Raw genomic sequence first — 19,286 nt, 5'->3', positions numbered from 1 at the left:
GCGTAATGACGGTCACTATTCCGGCAGAAATAAATGCGACTACAGCAGGAAATCATCCAGCGACTGGCCGTTTTCAATGGCCGCCTTAATTACGGAGGGCGTTCGGCCCTGACCCGTCCAGTAACGAACCTGACCATTTTCGTCATTGTAACGGTATTTCGCCGGACGCTTTGCGCGTTTCTTTTTGCCGGTTACCGAGGGGGATGCGCTATTCACCAGCTCCGCCGGGTTAATCCCTTCTTCCATTAACAGCTCCTGGTAGAACGCCAGTTTTTCTGCTTTCTCACGGGCTTCCGCTGCCCGCGCGTTTTCCTCTTCACGACGTTCATTTACCACGGTCTCTAATTTCTGGCGTAACTCTTCCAGCATATCTAAAGCCATATTGCGCGCCTCTGCACGAAGCGTGCGGATATTGTTCAGGCTGCTCAGGTTCTTACTCATAACAAATCCTCAAATACTCAACTTAATCAATGAAGTGCAAATTATTCAGCTGGCAAGGGTAACATTTACCCACGTGATATTTGAAGCGCTAGTGTAGCCTTATTCGCTATTAATCCTCTATTAAGGGTGCTGGTTGAACCACCAAAGAAGAAATTTTAAGCGAAATCTGCTGGTTAATTGCGGATTATCATTGTTGAAACAGGATTGTGGGATTTGCATTTTTGCTTTTGATTAACTGTGCTTAAATCAGTCAACAGGGTTTATTAAGGACAGGCATGAAGTTTCGCCAAAAAAATGAGGGTTCAGCGCCAAAAATCTCGCCGCTGCTAAGAAGTATTATCCTTTCAGGCGTATTGCTCAGCGTGGCGGTGATTGGCTTAAATGTGTGGACGCTGCGGGAAGACTGGAATGAAACCGTCGATAAAGCTGAAGATACGGCGGTTAATCTGTCGCTGTCACAGGCGCGCCAGGCGGACGATACATTTTTGCAGACCGAGCTCTCTTTGCGCGAGGTGCAACGCGAGCTCGAAAAGCAGATTGCCACAACCGGTGTAGATGGCGAGGCGCTGAGCCAGACGATGCGCCTGTTGCAGAGCCACCTGCCACAACTACACGGCTTGTTCTACTATGATGCGCAGGGGAAATGGATAGCGACTTCTATGAGCCGGATACCGCCTGACATCAATAATTCCGATCGTGAATATTTCGATTATCACCGCACCAGCCCGCGCGATACCCTGCACGTCGGCCCGGTGCTTCGCAGCCGCACCACTCACGAGCTGGTGATCCCGGTTACGCTGCGTGTGAACGATGCCTTTAACGGCTTTCGGGGCGTCTTACTCGCCACCGTCAAAGTGGACTATTTCCGCCGTTTCTACAGCTATTATGAACTTAGCGAAGGCGATGTACTGGTACTGATGCTGGCAGACAGTACCGTGCTTTACGCCCGTCCGATGCCGGATAGCTACATCGGCAAAAACCTCTCAGTGAGTCCGCTTTTCCTCAGGATGCTTGCCCATGCGGATAAAGGCAGCGGTCAGTGGACCGCTGCGCTTGATGGTAAAAAACGCATCTTTGGCTTTGTCCGCTCACAGCGATACCCGCTGGTGGTGGCCGCGGGATATGACAAGCGCGCGCTGTTTAACCACTGGCTCAAGAGCTGGGTACATGATCTGATTCTGAGCCTGGCGCTGCTGATTGTTATTCTTTTACTGGGTGCATTTGTACTGCGTCAGGCACGGCATACGCTGCGTTATCAGCTTGAGCTGACCCGATTACGCGATGATCTGACCGCGGCTAATCGCGCACTGGAAAATCTGGCACAGAGTGACGGGCTGACGGGTGTTGCCAACCGGCGCCATTTTGATCACATGCTGACTGAATGCCTGCAGAACGCGGAGCGCAGTGGCCAGCCGGTGTCATTAATCCTGCTCGATATCGATTATTTTAAACGTTTCAACGATACCTACGGCCATGTGGCGGGTGACGACTGCCTGAAAAAAGTGGCTACTGTTCTGAAAAACGCCGCCCGCCGCAAAAACGAACTTACGGCCCGATATGGCGGCGAAGAGTTTGCCATTATTCTGCCCGGACAGCCGTTGTCAGCCGCCTTGAACTTCGCTGAATTGATCATCGACGCCGTTAACAGGCTCGATATTCCGCATCTCACCACGGAACTGCCGCAAAAGCACGTCACCCTGAGTGCAGGCTGCGCCGTCTATCTTGCTTCAGACTCACAACAGGAAAAAGAATCGCTGATAGCGCGCGCGGATGAGGCTTTGTATCACGCGAAACGGGCAGGGCGTAACCAGGCCATGTGTGAAGAACGTAACGGCTGAGCATCCGTGATCAAATCCTGAATCCTGCCTGTGGCATGGTGACAGCTCAACTTAAACAGGGAGCGGCCATGTCAAACGATACCGGTTTCACTCATCTTGCTTTACAGGTACGGGATTTAGAGAAGAGCGTAGATTTTTATCAGCGTTATGCCGGGATGCAGGTGATACATCAGCGTGAACCTGGCATTCCTGAAGCACAGAAAGTGGCGTGGCTGTCGGATTTAACCCGACCTTTTGCGCTGGTGCTGGTGCAATCTGACAACAATGAAGATACGCCGCTGGGTCCATTTGGTCATATAGGGGTGGCCTGTAGCAGCCGTGAAGACATAGATGAAAAAGTGGCACTCGCTCGGCTCGAAGGTGTGTTGCGACGCGACGTGCAGCAATCTGGTGTGCCAGTCGGCTACTGGGCATTTTTTGCCGATCCTGATGGCAATACGCTTGAGCTCTCTTATGGTCAGCAGATCGGACTGGAAATTATCACAGCCCGCAACACGCAATCGCTGAATAAATAAAGCGGTTGAGAGAACAGAATGAATCCCATTACTTGTTGCGTGACTGCGTAAAGCTTTTCAGTTATTGAGTTCAGGGTAACGCCTGAGCAGGATTATGGATGGAGAGACAATAACAAGATGAGAAAGGAAAGGGTACAGGCTGGCCGGTAATTGAGATGCTTGAGCCTGACGATTTATGGCGAAAAAACCGCCTGCCTGATGCAGGCGGTGTTTCATTATGCATACTGGATTAAATCAGGAAATCATCCAGCGATTTACCTGCATCAATTGCAGATTTAATAGCAGATGGGGTACGGCCCTGGCCAGTCCACTGCTTAACCTCACCATTTTCGTCGGTGTACTGATATTTAGCCGGACGAGGAGCGCGTTTTTTCTTCACGGCTGGTGCAGTCGGCATACCATTTAACAGTTCGTTAGGATCGATACCTTCCTGCAACAGTAATTCACGGTATTTTGCCAGTTTCTCAGCTTTTTCACGATTAGCTGCTTCAGAAGCCTGTGCTTCTTCACGTCGCTCACTCACCACAACCGACAGTTTTTCCAGCATTTCTTCCAGGGCAGCAAGGTCAAGCTCGCGAGCGTTTGCGCGAAGGGTACGGATATTATTCAAGCTGTTGAGAGTGTCACTCATCAAAGTCACCATAGTCATGTTCAGATAATAAAATACAGAGCGGGTTCACGCTGATGCTTTTCGTCAGACCTGCTTTTTTAAGATGCTTGCCTTCGAAGAATCAAAATACAGAACCGATAGTTCAACGCCAACATATTAATCGCTTTCTCAAAGAGTTTAAACTGTAATTAACGTAAGACCCTTAAACAAAAGTAAAGTTACTCTTTTTTTTACACTCTTCGCTCAAAATGTCAAAAAGGTGCCTCATCTGATGATGCCCAATAATTTAGTTACGTTATGGATAAACCGGGCTTTCACGCCGCTTTTCCAGCGGAATCGCTTCGCTAATCGCGGACCTGCTTTGTTCTGAGAGGCAGTCACCGTGCATACTTCTCCAGATAAGGCTGGATATGTCCATGAGGCCACCATAATAGGGTTGTAAAGGACGCATAGCAAAATTACTAAAAAATAACCATCAGGTGGCTGATTTATTCAGACAATATGTAAGGCCATGAAATCAGATTAATTTATCACTTAAATAACGTTCTGGTTAAGGCGATCATCACCAGACGGGTTATGGCTTTGTTTTAAAAGCCTGGAGAGACAAACCCCAGTAAAGGGGGATAAAACAGTCAGAATCACGCGTGACCTGTATGACCCTGGATTGATTATTTACGGGCGTAATGACTTTTTAGCCGCCGTATGGGGCCAGAGAGGCTGTCCGCTAATCAAGGCAACCTGAGCCACATCATCCGGGTACCATATTGCCTTATGCGCCGATGAAGCGGTAAACAGTGCGTTCTCAATTGCCCTCAATACTTACTCACAAGCAAGCTAAACTGTACAAGAGACGCTATTGTCAGCGTTATAAGGGGTTATCAGGAGAGACTGGCGTGTTCAAAGGCAATAAAAAGTCATTACCGGTTCGCTACTGTAAAACGTGTAATAAACCGATGTCATGGCGAAAAAAGTGGGAACGATGCTGGGACGAGGTGTTGTATTGCTCGGAACGGTGCCGGCGGCAGCGTACTGATCGGCAAGAGGATGATACAGAAATAAAACCTGAACCTGACCTCTGACGCTGACTAGAGCTGGCCAGGGATTAACCTGGCCTCAGTCAGGGGAATGGGGCTATTGCTGTACCTCGATCTGTTGCCAGCCTCTTTTAAACATACAATCTTTAACCAGTATCTCTCGCTGGCTTTCATTGGCGTCGCTGGTGGAGTAATCGGTGTCAGTGGTTTTATATTTACTGTCTTTTGAGGTGTATTTACCGCTAACGACATTGTCAGGGGGTAAATCCCGCAGTGCCTGGGCCCGACAGGCTGTTTCCGTTATTGTTTCCTGCTGTTCAGATGCATCTGGCTTGACCCATTTATACTGCACACATCCGGTCAGACAGAGAGTAAATAACATCAGCATAAGAGGTTTCATAATCTGTTTCTCAGTGCTCCCCGCCTGAGTTGAGACGAGTGATTGAGTAAGGAAACCGATCGGCAGGGTTTCCTCACCACAAAAAAAGGGAAGAGTCATCAGACGTTAAAATGTCAGGCCGCCACCGATATAGGGACCATCGATCAGGGTATGACCCGGACGTCCATCTTTGCCATCAACACCCGCATAGCGATAACCCACTTTTAAAACCAGTGGATCCACAGGTGACCAGCTGACACCGCCATTGGCCTCAACGAAATTCTTAACGCTGTTGGTCAGCTGTTCCGGGGCGGAATAACCTTCTCCATACAACGCAAAATTAGCGGGCAGATTGATTTTCACACCGCCGCCAACAGGAAACGCAACGCCGTTATCTCCTTTTTTGCCGCCGATGTAAGCGGCTTTAACGCCAGCCGTCAGCATCACAGGTCCAATTTCAAGGTTATAACCGGTACCCGCCTGACCAATCTGAACACCATCCGCCGTATTTTTGATCCACTGACCATCAACATAAAGCCCGCCGGATGAACGGCCGATTTCTGCGTCCAGTACCGAGGTGTTTTTACTTTGTTCAGCATTCAGGCCAATGGCCATGGCAGAGGAGGATGCACACAATAATAAGCCAAAGCCAATTACAGAAATTTTCATTGCTCAGTTTTCCCACAGAATCAGATTTTCAGGATAATGATTAAGAGTGCTATTAAAGCAGATTTACTTTTGCACAATCTCTTTAACATCGTGCTGTTGTAACTGATGCATGTTTCCATCCGTGTCTTTATAAGAGATCATGCCTGTTTCTTTATCTTTTGCGGGTTTGCCATGAGTCGTAATCATGTGCCCATCGTTGGTGGAGATCACATAATTGCTTGAGCAGGCGGAAAGGGACATAACAGAAGTTATCATCGCTATAGCAAAAGCGAATTTCTTGCCAGAATTAAAAGATGTCATTTTACTTTCCTGTCGTTTCTTTTTAAGAAGATTCGGCATTATTCGCTGTGATTGTTAAACGACATGCTAACAATCCGGCAGTTTGCCTCTTTATCAGGATGAGAATGATCTGGATCAATATCATGGGTTGCTCAGGAGTAAGCAACCATGGCGGGTATTGATTGTTTTGCGACCAGTACTTGCGGAAGCGAAGGCAGAAGGTTGTACTGAGAGAATCAGGAAGAAAACCGGCAAGGTAGAGGAAAAGAAACTTAAGCTCGAATCCCAAAAATGAATCTGTAAGAAGCATAGGCTGATGCTCAAAGACTGAACTAAACGCATTTATTCGGAGGCTAACGCTGGCGAATCTCCGCTCTTCGGTAAATTCCGCATGTTCCTTTATCTCTTGTCAGTTTGGGTGGGCATCAGGCTATCACCACTCTCCTCTTCTGTTTATGCATTTTCAGACAGTATCAGGCAACATTCTTCCCCTTTTAATGCCAGAAAGGGCTGCATTCCGAATGGAATCCGTTGTCGATACACTGCATACGCAGCGTTACTGGGTTCTGTTACTATCATCGGGAATCAGGCATAGAAAAAAACCACTCAGTTGAGTGGTTGTAAAAAGAAAAAAATAGTTAATGAGCAAAGCTGCGATACATAATGTTTTAATACTGGGATATATCTATGCCAGGAAATAATATCTGTTAACAGACATGTTAGCTATGGGATTTATAAGAAATGATGCAAAGTGAAAGCGTAACAATGACCATAATACAGTGAATGTTAAAAGTTCAGCTCTCACGTAACTTTTTATCTATCAATTTATTTTGTTAACAACATGGATTTAACTTTGATTGTTTTTCTGATGCGGATTTATCGTGCGCATCATGCTCATTACATTTTTAAAACACATGGAGGTAATCAATTTTCTTAAGATCCCGTTAAGATCTGCATCGTAAATTAGCCCGACAATTTTAACGGAGATAAATATGAAAAAGTTTCTTTTAGCAGCATTGTTTGCCGGTATGAGTTTTGGAGTTGCTGCACAGGAAGGTTTTGTTAATCCAGCAGGGCAGGGGTATTCTCAGGGCGGATTTAAAGGTCCGACACCCGGCGTCTCTTCTGTCGCTCAGGTTAAGACGCTGCGTGATGACGCATGGGTCGTTCTGGAAGGTAACATCATCAGACAAGTCGGGCATGAACTTTATGAGTTCAAAGATGCTACCGGAACGATTAATGTCGATATTGATGACAAGCGCTGGATGGGACAATCGTTATCACCGAGTGATAAAGTCCGTCTTGAAGGTGAAGTTGATAAAGACTGGAATAGTGTTGAGATTGATGTAAAAACGGTTCGGGTTCTTAAGTAATCCTTATTCGCTCATCACCTGGCGGTGGCCTGAAAATCAGGGCACTGCCATTGTGAAAATGATCCTTCCAGGACGCCTTTCTTTCATTACAGCGGCCGCCAATTAGTTACAACACCCTATTTGAGCAGATTACTTTACCGGCGCTATCCTGCCAGGTTGGTTTTTTTGATTAAACCTGAACGGAGCCGTTCTGTGAATCCGAGTGCTCATTGACCAGCCGCCCCGCACGGCCCGAAGGGCCGTAATAGTTATTTACGGTACATTGAATGATGTAACTAAATGTAGAGTGCGGGAATGATTCAACATTCTCCACATCCGCCTTTAACTGTTGAACCCGCGCCTGGAAGAACCCCCATTTAATGCGCTGTTGACCTGCCGTTGACCCTGACGGCAGTTTTCTTCTGCCTGCCCGATGCCAGATCAAAAACCGAAACGAGTATCATTTATAGAATGAGTGCTTCTTACTTTTAGGCAGGGCGTGATATGGCAATGAATATGGGCAGCACCTACCGGATCCTTGGCTATCAGCCATCGGTAAATTCCGCCTGGCGCCAGAAATTACTGACAATGGGCATGCTTCCCGGCGCAGTTATTGAGGTCATTCGCGTGGCGCCAATGGGCGATCCGGTGCAGATCTCTACCCGCCGTGTCAGCCTGGCGGTGCGGCAGCGTGACCTGGATGACATCATCCTGGAGGAAATCGTCTGATGAAGAAGATAACCATCGGGCTGATTGGTAATCCTAATACCGGCAAAACCACGCTGTTTAACCAGCTCACCGGTGCCCGACAGCGGGTCGGGAACTGGGCTGGCGTCACGGTTGAGCGCAAAGAGGGTCAATTTTTTACCGCGCAGTCAGATGTCAGGCTTATTGATCTGCCAGGCACCCGATCGCTGACAACGCTATCTGCTGAAAGCTCGATAGATGAGAGCATCGCCTGCCAGTATCTCTATCAGGATCACGCCGATGTGGTGATTAACGTCGTCGATGCCTCCAGTCTGGAAAGTAATCTGTTCCTGACCTTTCAGCTGCTGGAACTGGGCGTACCCTGCATTGTCGCCCTGAACATGCAGGATATTGCCGCCAGCCAGAACATCACTATTGATGTCGCAGCACTGTCAGCTCATCTCGGATGTCCGGTCGTTTCACTGACCTCAACCAAAGGTGATGGCATTGCCCAGCTCAAAGCGCTGATTGACCAGCCCCATATTTACAGAGCACCGGAACGGGTACGTTATCCGGCTGCGATTGAAACGGCCATTGAGCAGCTCTGCCAACAGATGCCCGCCGCCATAGCCCCACAAAAACGCTACTGGCTGGCCTTGCAACTGCTGGAAGGGGATATCAACAGTCAGAAACTTTGTCCGGCGCTGGTTCCGCATTTGCCCGAGATTATGCAGCAGGCCGGAGGAGAGACCGGCGTACAGATTGCCGATTACCGCTATCGCACCATCAATGCGCTTTGCGCGGCAGTGAGTAACATTCATCACGCAATGCCCGCCGGTCTGACCCGCAGGATCGATAAAATTGTGCTGAACCGCTGGCTGGGCATTCCGATATTCCTGGCGGTGATGTATGTAATGTTCGTGCTTTCAATTAACATCGGTGCTGCGCTACAGCCACTGTTCGACAGCAGTTCGGTGGCGATATTCATTCATGGTGCGCAATGGCTGGGCTATGTCTGCCACTTCCCTGACTGGCTGACGGTTTTCCTGGCGCAGGGTATCGGTGCCGGTATCAATACCGTGCTGCCGATCATTCCGCAGATTGGCCTGATGTTCCTGTTCCTCGCTTTCCTTGAAGACTCCGGCTACATGGCGCGCGCCGCTTTTGTGATGGATCGTCTGATGCAGTCACTGGGCCTGCCGGGAAAATCCTTTGTGCCGCTGATTGTCGGCTTTGGCTGTAATGTCCCGTCGGTCATGGGGACACGGACGCTGGATACACCGCGTGAGCGTCTGCTGACGGTGTTGATTGCGCCTTTTATGTCATGTGGCGCACGGCTGGCGATTTTTGCGGTTTTCGCTGCGGCATTCTTTAACACCCACAGTTCCAGCCTGGTTTTCTCCCTCTATCTGCTGGGCATTGTGGTGGCCATCGCGACCGGGCTGGTGCTTAAGCATACCCTGCTGGGCGGAGAAGCCTCGCCGTTTATCATGGAATTGCCGGTCTATCACCGGCCTCACCTCAAAAGCCTGCTGTTGCAGACCTGGCAACGGCTGAAAATGTTTGTGGTGCGAGCCGGACAGGTGATTATCCTGGTGAGCATGCTGATTGGCGTACTGAGCAGTTTTGCCTTTAATGGCCAGATGGTTAATGACATTAACCACTCTGCGCTGGCGGCGACCAGCAAAGCGATCACGCCCGTGCTGTTGCCGATTGGTGTCACTCAGGATAACTGGCAGGCAACAGTGGGGCTGGTGAGCGGCATCATGGCGAAAGAGGTCGTGGTCGGCACGCTCAACAGCCTTTACACCACAGAGGCAATCCAGAGCAGTCCATTTGATCCGCAGGCTTTTGACCTGCCTGGTGAGCTTAAAGAGGCGCTGACAGAGACCTGGGCGGGGTTAACGGCTGCCTTCAGAATTGATGCGCTGGCCCATCCCATCGATGCCAGTAAAGGCGATGGTGAGATGGCGACTGGTTCGATGGGCGTGATGTCAGCCAAATTTGGCAGTGGCTTTGCCGCTTACAGTTACTTAATTTTTGTCCTGCTTTATGTTCCCTGCGTCTCGGTCATGGGGGCTATTGCGCGGGAAGCCGGTAAAAAATGGATGATGTTCTCCTTCTTCTGGGGACTCAATATTGCCTACGCCACCGCCACGCTGTTTTACCAGACCGTCACTTTTGCCGACCATCCTGCATTTAGTGCGACCTGCCTGATAATTGTGCTGGTGCTGAACGGAATCATCCTGCTGGCATTGCGAAAAGCGGGAAGCCGGGTGCAGTCAATACCGGTCATGCTCAGGGAGGAAAAGGGGAGTTGCAGCGGCTGCCACGGCGGCTGTGATAAGCAGAAAGGCTTTGCCCGGTAAAAATAAGTACTGATGACATTCATTCTTTCCGCTGCCGGCGATTGCTGGCCGCAGCGGACAGGTGAGGATTGTCCTGTTGATTGTTCTTACGAATTTGAAGCCAGAATGGTGGGATGATTAGCGTATGAGCAGTGACAAAGGCAGCATGACAATTAACCCCGCCAGAAGCATTATCCTTCCCGCTAAGGCGGATACTTACCAAAGCAGGTCTGACCATGCACTGCAGCATGCCCTTATTATGGATAGCGGCTCCTGTTTTGCAGACAGATTCGCAGCATGCGTTATGGCAGTAAGGATAAATCAATTAAATCAGCCGGATGAACGCTGTGGATGCCCGCCGCAGCGTTCATCCGTACCGGCTTACACACAGGCTGTCCACTTTTTCTGTGGATAACTTCAGCCTGAAAAAGGGGCTTTATTCTCTTTTCAGGAGCCATCAGCCAGGATAATCAGGGTCACCATATTGCTCCATAAACTCCACCATGGCACCTTTGTGTGCATCCACATGGCGAATATAGCGCATCAGTGTTTCTGGTTTTTTCCACGTGCCTTCCTGCATGATCCTGGCAATCGGATAACCTTTATCTGCCATATCCTGCGCAGCTCCTACCCTGGCGCTGTGGCCACTCCAGCCGGTGTAGCGATTTTTGTTGGCCTTTACTGCGCCCTCTTTTCCGGCAGTGCGCCATGCCCGGCTAAAAATCTGTTCCAGTGCCCTTGTACTCATCGGCTTTTCGGCAATCAGTGGCCGGCCAGACCGATGTACTGCAGTAAACAGCCAGGCATCAGGCTGGCTGGATAGCCCTGACGCTTCAATCCACTCTTCCAGTCGTTGAGTTGAACGGGCGCTGAGCGCCTTAATCAATCCGCCGGTCTGCACAATAGTTTTTGTCCATGCCACATCCAGAATGATGCGACCATCACCGGCACGCATCACATCCCGCACCCTCAAACGCGACAGTTCACTGATACGCAATAGCGTTGCATAAGCCACATGTAAAAAAGCCAGATCGCGAAGCGCCTGAAGGTTATCAGAACCTGACCATTCTTTATCCAGCGCCAGCAGGTCACTCAGCCTGAAGGGCACGGCCTGGCCTGCCCGCTCACCGTTGATCACCGCCACACGGTTTATCTTCTTCATCGTCCGGAAAACCAGCGGAGAGACATTGGGCACCGGCAATCCGGCGTTACGGTGTAACATCGAAATTAACGCCGCGTGTGAAGTGACGGTTGAGGAGGCCCGGCCGCTTTCAGCCAGAAAAGAAAGATAGTCACGCAAATCGTCTGCACTCATCGGCAGGAAGCTGCGCTGGTTATCTTCCGACCAGCGATTGCAGATTCGCATTACGCTAAGCAGCTGTCGCCAGGTGTTAGGTGAGAAAGCCTCTTTATCCTGAACGAACTGCCGGAGCCGCTCGGTGATATCGCTATTCCGGTCAACCGTCAGAGGGGTTAACGGCACTAACTCACTCATATTTGCTCACTTATCAACCAAAGATGCCGATGATCGCGCTACGTTAATTCTGAGAACTAAGCAGGGGGATAACCGGGCAGAATTTACGTAGCGTTGTCATTTTCAGGACGAACTCTACTGCTATCCATCTTAACCCGGCACCTTCCCTATGTCATGACTTCGTATAAGAACAATTATACGAAGTTAGTATATCGTAACCGATCCCGTCTGGCTTTTAACGGATTGACGCTCATCGCAGTCAGTCAGGGCAGGTACAGGTCACACGCTTTATCAATAGCTGAACGTAACTCACTGCGAGTTGTTCAAGTGAAACCACGACGCAAAAAAATGTCTCAAACTAAGGCGCGTTTAAACCAGGGTATGAACGGTTTAATCATTATTTAATTAAATCAGCACATCACGATGCTTTATTTTCCCAGCGCAATAATGAGCAGGAGCATCAAAATAGAGATGTTGAAAAATGGCAGACGACGTTAATTAGTTAGTCAGTTAAATTAATAAATCATAAAAAGGTTCCATATAACACTGCTCACAGGCAATATCCTTTTAAAATTTTTATAGAGTACATAAATTAAACACAACTTCCCGATATTACGTTCATAGTTCTGAACAGGCGACATGTCATTTACGCTACCAAAAGAGACCCAGGCATTAACCCTTAGAACAAAAAACTAAATACCAGCTTATCGCCGATTTAAATACCAGACAGCACTTCCTTTCATCTATCTTGTTCCCCTGCATATCAAAAGCGTCGATAAGTATATGCATCAGCTTTTTAATCGAATAAAGCGGCTAATGTATTTATCGCAGCGGTCTTATTCTGGCTGATCAGCAGGATTAAAACGTATTAACGAGTTATACACATTTTATGGCGGCGTCTGGAAGAACGCACAGAACGTCGGCTTCACCCAGGGTAAATATGAGGATGTTTTCATGAAAAAAACGTTATTATCGCTGTGCCTTTTAGGTCTTTCCTGCGCCCCAGTTGTTACGCAGGCACAACAGTCCGTGGCCTGTGTCAGAGCCTCAGAGCAGGATGTGGCCAACCTGTTTGACGCCTGGAATGACTCTCTGGCAACCGGTGATGCAACCAAAGTCTCTGAATTATATGTCAGCGATGCCGTTTTGCTGCCGACCATTTCAAATCAGGTACGTCTGACCGATCAGGAACGTATCGATTATTTTAAAGATTTCCTGAAAAAAGGGCCGAGCGGTAAAATTGATTCCCGGACTATCAGAATCGGTTGTAATAAAGCGATTGATACCGGCGTTTATACATTTACTTTTAAAGATAACACGCACGTCACAGCACGTTACACTTTCACTTATGTCTGGGATGGTAAGGGCTGGAAAATCTCAACCCATCACTCTTCAGCTATGCCAGAGCCTGTAAGCAAGCCTTAAAACAGACGCACTGATGAAAAAAGAGCCAGCGTCATGGTGTGATGCTGGCTCTTTTTCCCTTTGCGCGAAAATAAACGCTCGGGCTTGAAGATAATAACGCCTGACTCATACTTAAGAAATGGCAATTAATATTCTTCGCATTTAGCGTGTCTGTTTCCTGTATCACGGACAGTATAAGTGCTATTAAATGGCCAGCGTCAGTTTCCCATCCGAATAAAATGAAATCTGTCGGTTTGGTACTTCCATTGCAGGCTGATCAATTCCCAAACGCAAATATCTGCCCATGAAATAGCGGTTTTACACTCCATTTCCATTGCCTATCTGCCAGATGAAGGTCGGATCGGTGACGTTCACCTCCCAGTCACCCACGTTACGTAGCTTGTAGATCACCGGATTGTGCGACGAAACCGTTCGTGCATTACGCCAGTGGCGGTCGAGTGCCTTGCTGACTCGGGTATCAGATGCACCCAGCGCATTGAAGAATTCTGTTGCCGCACGCGTCACCAGCTCAACGGCCACCGCCTGTGCCTGAGCGGACTCTACTTCGGCCAGCACATTTGCCGCATGAAGCTGTGCCTCATCTGCGCCACTCAGTTGCAGCTCAAATGCCCGCTGCAACGAATGGGTCGCCCGGTCGACGGCGGCTTCGGCTGCCCATGCCCAGCTGCTTATCTGACCAATCACCTGCAACACCTGCACATCCTGCTTCACCTGCGGCGCATTACCGTGGCTGTAAATACGCTTACGCTGCGCCACGCCCTGAGCAGCATCGCGCACCACCGCCCGCCCGATGCCCGCCAGCGTGGCCAGTAAGACATGCTGATAGAATGCCGTCTGATAGCGGAAACGCTCACTGAAATCATAGACATGTGGCAGTTCAACCCGGGCCTGATGAAAGCGCGTAGTACCACTGCCGGTCAGTCGCTGCCCGAAGCCATCCCAGTCATCATCGCGCTCCACCTCATTCTGGTGGGTGTTCACCAGGGCAATCACATCACGACCGTTATCCGCGCGCTGAGCATAGACATCAATCCAGTCCGCATAGAGTGTGCCGGTGCTGTAGAACTTCTCACCGCTGATCCGCCATCCCCCCTCATCGGGAGAAACCTGAGTGTTGACTTCACCCAGCTTCACCGCGCCGATCTCGCTCCAGCCGCTGCCTACCAGCTCACCGTCCACAAAGCGGCGGAACCAGCGACGCCGATCCTCACTGGCTGGCTGGTTCAGGCGATCCTCAATAAATGCGAAGTGCGCACGCAGCGCCTGTGGCAGGTTCGAATCTGCCTCAGCCAGTTCGGTCAGCAGAGCAAATAACTGCGGCAGCGAAACCCCAAAGCCGCCTTCTTCTTTAGGGATACGCAGGGTGCCGAAGCGCGCCGCTTTCAGCCAGCTGATCGGCTCATGCAACAGTGTGCGTTCGGTTTCACGGGCACATGCCCCCTCAGCGATGCGGGCGAACAGCGGCCTGAAATGCTGAACCAGTTCGGCAAATTCGGTACGATTTAATTCAGACATGATCCTCTCCTGAATCGGGTTGTTCATCGATGTCCTGTCGGGTCGGTTCAAAACGAATGATTAACAGGAAAATAATCGGGATAAGGGCGGCCAGCGAGACAATCCAGAACATATTGGTGCCGTAACGCGCCTGCAAAATTGGCAGAATAAACAGCGCCAGCGCGCTGCCCACACCGGAGAGCGAACGACTAAAGCCGACACCGGTGGCGCGTATGTGGGTCGGGTAGGAGAGCGCCGGATAGATCATCAACTGCGCGCCGGGTCCGAATCCCTCTGCAAAGAGCCACAAACCCAGCATCAGCACCGCAAACACCACGCCAGCTGTCGCCTGGGGATGACCAATCAATGCCAGCGAAATCAGCGCGATAAACTGCAGCGCAAATCCGGCGATTGCGACATGCCGTGAGGGAAATTTCCACGCCAGTCGCATCCCCAACAGCCCGCCGGTAAAGGCGAACAACGCATTCAGTCCCAGCGAGGCAGAGATAGTTTCAAATACGCCCGCGCCGAGAAATTGCGCCAGGATAGAGGGCAGGAAGAAAGCGATGGCGGTGTATTCAAATGAAATACAGACGTTCATCACCGCACTGACGACCGTGCGCTCCAGATAAGGCTTCTGAAACAGTACGCGGAAACGCACTTTCGGCTTCGCTTTCACCGCATCGGTTTTAGCGGGCGGCTCCTCATGCGCAACAATGCCGTAAGAGTCACGCAGAATACGCACCGCACCGCTCAGGTCGCCCTGATTCGCCGCCCACAGCGGTGACTCATTCATAAACTTACTGCGCACCGCAATAATCAGTAGCGCCGGTACGGCGCCAAACAGCAGCGAGGCGCGCCACAGCCAGTCGATATGTTCGGCGGGCAGCAGGAAATAGAGTGCAAAAATAATAAAGAAGCAGGCAGACGAAGCGGCATACCACATCGGGCACCAGGCTGCGAGGCGCGATGCTTTATTGCCCTTGCCGGAGAACTTAGAGAATTCTGCCAGATAGGCCATGGCAACCGGCAGATCGATCCCGACGCCGATGCCCATCAGAAAACGGGCACCAATCAACACCCAGACGTTGGGGGCCAGACCTGCCGCAATGGCGGAGACGACAAAAAACAACATGTCCGCCATAAACACTGAGTAACGGCCATATTTATCGGTCAGCCAGCCGCCGACCAGATTACCCACAATGGTGCCGATCATGATTGACGACGTCACCAGGCCCGTGAGTACCGGGGTTAAACCAAACTCCTTCACCACATCATCAATGCCGTAGGAGAGGGTAGTGAGATCGTAGGCATCAAGAAACACGCCGCCCAGCGCCAGGAAAACAATCCAGCGCGCATAGCTGTTTTTTTCGGTGTTACTGTTAATCAGCCGGGCCACATCACTCACCGATCGAACCGGTTGAGAGTGAGGCGGTGGCGCAGTTAAGGTGTTGTCAATTTCTAATGTACTCATCGTATCCTCGTTATTATATTCAGCAGGTAGCGAGGGTTTTATATGAATTACTGGCATAGTTAACAACCAACAAAATCAGATAACTATTATAATTAATTCAATAAGATAGGATTATATCTCACCCACACCAGACCCCGCATGAAATATAAAATTCATCCGGTAGCGTTCAGCTAAATGTTGTTTTTATACTGCTGAAACGGGTGAGGTTTCAGCAGCACATGGCAGACCGGTTCAGCAACGGTTAACAGCAATGAGCGGCCCGGTAATACCTGTCCATCAACCGGCGACAAGACGTACTCTTGCCTCTTTGCACTTTGCTATGCGCCGGTTATTCATGCCAGGCAGCCAGCCGTCTCTGTTATGAAACTTCCACCCTGGCTGCTGGCTGTTCCACACCAGCACTCCGGCGATAACCGGCACCCGGATGCGGCAACGCCAGCCGCGGCCCCTGACCAAATAACTTTTCACGCAGCGTGCCGGGCTGATACTCCTGCTTGTAGACGCCACGCTTTTGCAGTTCCGGCACCAGCAGTTCCACCACGTCAGTAAAGGTTTCGTGCGTCACGGCGTAGGCGAGGTTAAAACCATCGACGTCTGTCTCTTCGACCCAGCTTTGCAGCTCATCGGCCACCGTTTCGGCGCTGCCCACCAGCAGCGGACCAAATCCGCCAATGCCCACCCAGTCTGCCAGGCCCTGCACCGTCCACTGGCGGTTGGGATCGGCAGTGGAGAATGTCTCAACCGCCGACTGAATCGCATTGGTGTGCAGATGTTTCAGTACCTGATCCGGCTGATACTGCCCGAAATCAATACCGGTCCAGCCTGAAATCAACGCCAGCGCGCCTTCGTAACTGACATAGCGCTTGTACTCCTGCCATTTGGCCTGCGCCGCCAGGTCGGTTTCGCCAACAATGACTGTCTGCAGGTTGAAGATCAGTATGGAGCGCGGATCGCGTCCCGCTTCAGCGGCTCTCCGGCGAATATCCGTCACGGTTTTCTTCAGCAGAACTTTCGAAGGTGCCGCCACGAACACGCATTCGGCATGCTCCGCCGCAAACGCTTTACCGCGGCTGGAGGCGCCTGCCTGGTAAAGTACCGGCGTGCGCTGCGGCGAAGGTTCGCACAGATGGATGCCGGGCACCTGGAAGAATTTACCCTGATGATTTATCGGATGGATTTTATTCGGGTCGCTGAAAATATGACGTTCACGATCGCGCAGGACCGCGCCATCTTCCCAGCTTCCCTCCAGCAGCTTATAGATAACCTGCAGATATTCATCGGCATAGTCGTAGCGCGCATCGTGGTCGGTCTGAGCCTGATGTCCGATATTACGCGCACCGCTTTCCAGATAGGAAGTTACAATATTCCAGCCAATGCGGCCTTTGGTCAGATGATCCAGCGTCGAGATCCGTCGCGCAAACGGGTAGGGGTGTTCAAACGACAGTGAGGCGGTCAGGCCAAAGCCCAGATGTTCCGTCACCAGCGCCATTGGCGTGATTAACGCCAGCGGATCGTTTACCGGCACCTGCGTGGCGTGCCGAATCGCGGCCTGGTTATTACCGTTGAGCACGTCGTAGACCCCAAGCACGTCAGCAATAAACAGTCCATCAAACCTGCCGCGCTCCAGCAGGCGTGCTAAGTCGGTCCAGTACTCCAGATCTTTGTACTGCCAGGAACGATCCCGGGGATGCGCCCATAAGCCGGGCGATTGATGACCGACACAGTTCATATCGAAAGCATTCAGGCGAATTTCACGTTGCGATGACATAGCGACTCCTGGGCGGATGCGGCAATCGCTTGCCGCCCACCTTTTAGTGATTGTTCCGGAAGGGTGATTCAGTAGATGAGTGAGCCGGGACATCGCTCGCTGATGGGCAGCGGCGTGGTGGAGAGTAGTTGCCGTGCTACGGACTCAGCGTGTTCTGCAACCTGCGGTAATCCCATGAGTTCGCCAAAGCGACCACGCGCGGCAGGCCCGGCCACATAGAGATGAGGATTGGCATCACCCTGCGCATTCAGCGTCTGTGACAGCGCGTTAACCTGAATGCCCAGCGCCAGCGGGTCGGGCTGAATCACGCCGTCGTCGTGGAGCTGGCGCAGCAGCGCGTTGCTTTTAAGCAGTGCGTTGTGCGCTGGCCCGGTGGTGACAATCACTTTATCCACCCCCCGGATTTCTGATTGCGCTCCACGCCGGCGCAGCGTCAGCTGAAGATTGTTTACCATCGCTTCCGCGCCCATCAGCCGCGCCGCCAGCAGTGACAACTGACCGCTCGCCTGCTGCTGGTTGAGAATCTGACTTACCTGCGGGGCAATCCGGTAGCGGTGAACATCCCACCAGGGGCGAAGATGGTGCAGAAAACGCTGCTGCTCATGCAGTGAAAGGCTCTGCCAGATACGCTGGCCGTTACGGCGGATATCATCCAGCACCAGCTGCCAGGGCAGATTTAACGCGGCTGCCTGTTTTACCTCCTGACGCACCCGATGTAACCAGCCACGTGCGCTGGCGGGCTGCGGCTGACTGTAATCCAGGGTGTAGCTCTCATCGCTGCCGCTCAGGTTGGCTCGCGGCAGCTGTCCACGGCGTGAGAAGGCGGTAATCTCTCCGCGATGCTGCTGGCGATGCAGCGATGCCACCACATCGGACATGGTCAGCCCTGAACCGATAATCGCTACCCGATCGTCAGGTGCGACCTGTGCCAGCGCGCCATTCTGCCAGGGATTGGCAATCAACCCCGGATGCCCCTGTAAGGGCTTCAGCAGCGCAGGCAGGTCCGGCGGTGGATGGCTGATGGCCAGCACCACCTGATCGGCCCGGATCTTCTGCCCTGAGGCTGTGGTCACTACACCATGCTGCAGCGCAACCGCGCTATCACGCAGATGACTAAGTTTTACCGGCGAATGCTGCTGCTGATGCACAAACTGCGCATTGACCCAGCGACTAAACTCCCCGCGTTGCGGGTAGACATTGCCGTCACGCCACAACGCGTCCGGGTCGGCCTGAAAGGCGGGCGATGCGCGATAGTCGCGGTCAAATATGCCCTCCTCATCCCCAGCAAGCTGCATTCTGGCGGCTGGCACATTGATGCGGTGGGCCGGATCGGTGGTGCCGTATGCCACACCCTGAGCAAGCTGCGCTCGTGGTTCAATCACCGTCACGTGCAACCCTGCCTGGCCAGCCCGGGCCAGATGGATCGCCAGCGCGGTGCCGGTAAAACCACCGCCGATAATGACTATCTGCTGCTGTGACATAAGCGAACCTTCTCTTCT

General features: G+C 51.3%; 17 protein-coding genes. 7 read left to right on the top strand and 10 right to left on the bottom strand.

Annotated features, from left to right (window positions below):
- Positions 1-39: 39 nt before the first annotated feature.
- Positions 40-441 (bottom strand): H-NS family nucleoid-associated regulatory protein, encoded by a 402-nt coding sequence (locus OK409_RS21875; RefSeq protein WP_010257048.1) that lies wholly within the window; start codon positions 439-441, stop codon positions 40-42.
- A gap of 275 nt (positions 442-716) precedes the next feature.
- Here OK409_RS21875 and OK409_RS21870 point away from each other — a divergent pair, with 275 nt between their 5' ends.
- Positions 717-2,279, top strand: coding sequence for a sensor domain-containing diguanylate cyclase (locus tag OK409_RS21870; protein ID WP_264367535.1), 1,563 nt, complete (start codon positions 717-719; stop codon positions 2,277-2,279).
- A 68-nt stretch (positions 2,280-2,347) separates the two neighbouring features.
- Complete coding sequence (locus tag OK409_RS21865; protein WP_264367534.1) at positions 2,348-2,794, top strand: VOC family protein; 447 nt, start codon at positions 2,348-2,350, stop codon at positions 2,792-2,794.
- Between the two features lie 229 nt (positions 2,795-3,023).
- Here OK409_RS21865 and OK409_RS21860 read toward each other — a convergent pair whose 3' ends face one another.
- Positions 3,024-3,425, bottom strand: a complete 402-nt coding sequence (locus tag OK409_RS21860) for an H-NS family nucleoid-associated regulatory protein (RefSeq protein WP_010257055.1) — start codon at positions 3,423-3,425, stop codon at positions 3,024-3,026.
- 872 nt (positions 3,426-4,297) lie between these two features.
- On the opposite strand from OK409_RS21860, the gene OK409_RS21855 reads away from it, so the two are divergent.
- Complete coding sequence (locus OK409_RS21855) at positions 4,298-4,483, top strand: DUF2256 domain-containing protein (protein WP_010671932.1); 186 nt, start codon at positions 4,298-4,300, stop codon at positions 4,481-4,483.
- A gap of 52 nt (positions 4,484-4,535) precedes the next feature.
- Here OK409_RS21855 and OK409_RS21850 read toward each other — a convergent pair whose 3' ends face one another.
- The 3 genes from OK409_RS21850 to OK409_RS21840 all read right to left on the bottom strand — a co-directional run bounded on the left by OK409_RS21850 (position 4,536) and on the right by OK409_RS21840 (position 5,786).
- Positions 4,536-4,838 carry a hypothetical protein gene (locus OK409_RS21850; protein WP_029519489.1) on the bottom strand — a complete coding sequence of 101 codons (303 nt, stop codon included), beginning with the start codon at positions 4,836-4,838 and terminating at the stop codon, positions 4,536-4,538.
- 105 nt (positions 4,839-4,943) lie between these two features.
- Complete coding sequence (locus OK409_RS21845) at positions 4,944-5,486, bottom strand: YfaZ family outer membrane protein (RefSeq protein WP_033770122.1); 543 nt, start codon at positions 5,484-5,486, stop codon at positions 4,944-4,946.
- Positions 5,487-5,549: 63 nt separating this feature from the next.
- Positions 5,550-5,786, bottom strand: coding sequence for a YgdI/YgdR family lipoprotein (locus OK409_RS21840; protein ID WP_010257065.1), 237 nt, complete (start codon positions 5,784-5,786; stop codon positions 5,550-5,552).
- Positions 5,787-6,757: 971 nt separating this feature from the next.
- Here OK409_RS21840 and OK409_RS21835 point away from each other — a divergent pair.
- From OK409_RS21835 to feoB, 3 genes are all read left to right on the top strand, one after another.
- Positions 6,758-7,138: a YgiW/YdeI family stress tolerance OB fold protein gene (locus OK409_RS21835; RefSeq protein ID WP_010257071.1), complete on the top strand. Its 381-nt coding sequence runs from the start codon at positions 6,758-6,760 to the stop codon at positions 7,136-7,138.
- Positions 7,139-7,621: 483 nt separating this feature from the next.
- Positions 7,622-7,846 (top strand): FeoA domain-containing protein, encoded by a 225-nt coding sequence (locus OK409_RS21830; protein WP_022624265.1) that lies wholly within the window; start codon positions 7,622-7,624, stop codon positions 7,844-7,846.
- On the top strand, positions 7,846-10,173 hold the full coding sequence (gene feoB / locus OK409_RS21825; RefSeq protein ID WP_050680248.1) for a Fe(2+) transporter permease subunit FeoB: 2,328 nt from the start codon (positions 7,846-7,848) through the stop codon (positions 10,171-10,173). The genes OK409_RS21830 and feoB overlap by 1 nt, the downstream gene beginning before the upstream one ends.
- Positions 10,174-10,609: 436 nt before the next feature.
- Here the strand turns inward: feoB and OK409_RS21820 are convergent, their stop codons facing one another.
- On the bottom strand, positions 10,610-11,647 hold the full coding sequence (locus OK409_RS21820; RefSeq protein ID WP_010671927.1) for a tyrosine-type recombinase/integrase: 1,038 nt from the start codon (positions 11,645-11,647) through the stop codon (positions 10,610-10,612).
- 933 nt (positions 11,648-12,580) lie between these two features.
- Here OK409_RS21820 and OK409_RS21815 point away from each other — a divergent pair.
- Positions 12,581-13,051 (top strand): SgcJ/EcaC family oxidoreductase, encoded by a 471-nt coding sequence (locus tag OK409_RS21815; RefSeq protein ID WP_045139858.1) that lies wholly within the window; start codon positions 12,581-12,583, stop codon positions 13,049-13,051.
- Between the two features lie 297 nt (positions 13,052-13,348).
- Here the strand turns inward: OK409_RS21815 and OK409_RS21810 are convergent, their stop codons facing one another.
- The 4 genes from OK409_RS21810 to OK409_RS21795 form a co-directional block, all read right to left on the bottom strand.
- Positions 13,349-14,566 carry a monooxygenase gene (locus OK409_RS21810; protein WP_264367533.1) on the bottom strand — a complete coding sequence of 406 codons (1,218 nt, stop codon included), beginning with the start codon at positions 14,564-14,566 and terminating at the stop codon, positions 13,349-13,351.
- On the bottom strand, positions 14,559-16,019 hold the full coding sequence (locus OK409_RS21805; protein WP_033781082.1) for an MFS transporter: 1,461 nt from the start codon (positions 16,017-16,019) through the stop codon (positions 14,559-14,561). Before OK409_RS21805 ends, OK409_RS21810 begins: the two co-directional genes overlap by 8 nt.
- A gap of 358 nt (positions 16,020-16,377) precedes the next feature.
- Positions 16,378-17,787 carry an LLM class flavin-dependent oxidoreductase gene (locus tag OK409_RS21800; protein WP_033781083.1) on the bottom strand — a complete coding sequence of 470 codons (1,410 nt, stop codon included), beginning with the start codon at positions 17,785-17,787 and terminating at the stop codon, positions 16,378-16,380.
- Positions 17,788-17,855: 68 nt separating this feature from the next.
- Positions 17,856-19,268 (bottom strand): FAD/NAD(P)-binding protein, encoded by a 1,413-nt coding sequence (locus tag OK409_RS21795; protein WP_264367532.1) that lies wholly within the window; start codon positions 19,266-19,268, stop codon positions 17,856-17,858.
- Between the last annotated feature and the right edge of the window lie 18 nt (positions 19,269-19,286).

Source organism: Pantoea sp. RG18, from assembly GCF_025910075.1.
Lineage (GTDB): Bacteria > Pseudomonadota > Gammaproteobacteria > Enterobacterales > Enterobacteriaceae > Pantoea > Pantoea agglomerans.
This window is presented reverse-complemented; position numbering and strand designations above follow the sequence as displayed.